General features: G+C 69.8%; 1 protein-coding gene. It reads left to right on the top strand.

Annotated features, from left to right (window positions below; genetic code table 11):
- Positions 1-1,355: HAMP domain-containing protein (locus ABZ444_RS51430; protein WP_358012714.1), on the top strand; the 1,355-nt coding region annotated here is incomplete at both ends.

The following is a 1,355-nucleotide window of genomic DNA, read 5'->3' as shown; positions in this document are numbered from 1 at the left end:
AAGATCCGGGTGGATGCGCGTGGGGAGATCCTGGAGCTGAAGGAGACCATCAACACGATGGTCGATCAGTTGTCGGCCTTCGCCGACGAGGTGACGCGGGTGGCGCGTGAGGTGGGCACCGAGGGCAACCTGGGCGGCCAGGCGACGGTGCGGGGTGTGTCGGGCACCTGGAAGGACCTCACCGACAACGTCAACGTCATGGCGTCGAACCTGACGAGCCAGGTGCGCAGCATCGCCCAGGTGGCCACCGCCGTCGCCCGCGGCGACCTGTCGCAGAAGATCACCGTCGAGGCCAAGGGCGAGGTGGCGGCGCTCGCCCAGACGATCAACACCATGGTCGACACGCTGAGCGCGTTCGCCGACGAGGTCACCCGCGTGGCCCGCGAGGTCGGCACCGAAGGCCAGCTCGGCGGCCAGGCCCGCGTCCCGAACGTGGCCGGCACCTGGAAGGACCTCACCGACAACGTCAACTCGATGGCCGACAACCTGACCAACCAGGTGCGCAGCATCGCCCAGGTCACCACGGCCGTCGCCCGCGGCGACCTGACCAGGAAGATCGACGTCGACGCCCGCGGCGAGATCCTGGAGCTGAAGACCACCATCAACACGATGGTCGACCAGCTGTCCTCCTTCGCCGCCGAGGTCACCCGCGTGGCCCGCGAGGTCGGCAGCGAAGGACGGCTCGGCGGCCAGGCCGAGGTCGAGGGCGTGTCCGGCACCTGGAAGCGGCTGACCGAGAACGTCAACGAGCTGGCCGCCAACCTGACCCGGCAGGTCCGCGCCATCGCCGAGGTCACCAGCGCGGTCACCTCCGGCGACCTGACCCGCTCGATCACGGTCGACGCCGAGGGCGAGCTGGCCGACCTGAAGGACAACATCAACTCGATGGTCAAGTCGCTGCGCGAGACCACGACCGCCAACGAGCAGCAGGACTGGCTCAAGTCCAACCTCGCCCGCATGTCCGGTCTCATGCAGGGCCACCGCGACCTGGCGGCCGTCGCCGAGCTGGTGATGAACGAGCTGGCCCCGCTGGTCAGCGCCCAGTACGGCGCGTTCTTCCTGGCCGAGGAGAACGAGCTGCAGCTCATCAGCGCCTACGGCTACCCGGCCGACCCCGGCAGGCCCACGAGGTTCCGGCTCGGCGAGGCGCTGGTCGGCCAGGCCGCCCGCAGCCGCCGGGTCATCGCCGTCGACGACGTGCCCTCCGGCTCTGTCCGGATCTCGACCGGTCTCGGCACGATCGAGCCCGCCTCGGTGGTGGTGCTGCCGATCGTGGTGGAGGAGCAGGTGCTCGGCGTGATCGAGCTGGCCTCGGTGCAGGCGTTCACGCCGGTCCACCGGGCCTTCCTCGACCA

The organism is Nonomuraea sp. NPDC005730 (assembly GCF_040630865.1).
GTDB lineage: Bacteria > Actinomycetota > Actinomycetes > Streptosporangiales > Streptosporangiaceae > Nonomuraea.
Note: the sequence above shows the minus strand (reverse complement) of the source record. Positions and strands in the feature narration are given on the sequence as shown.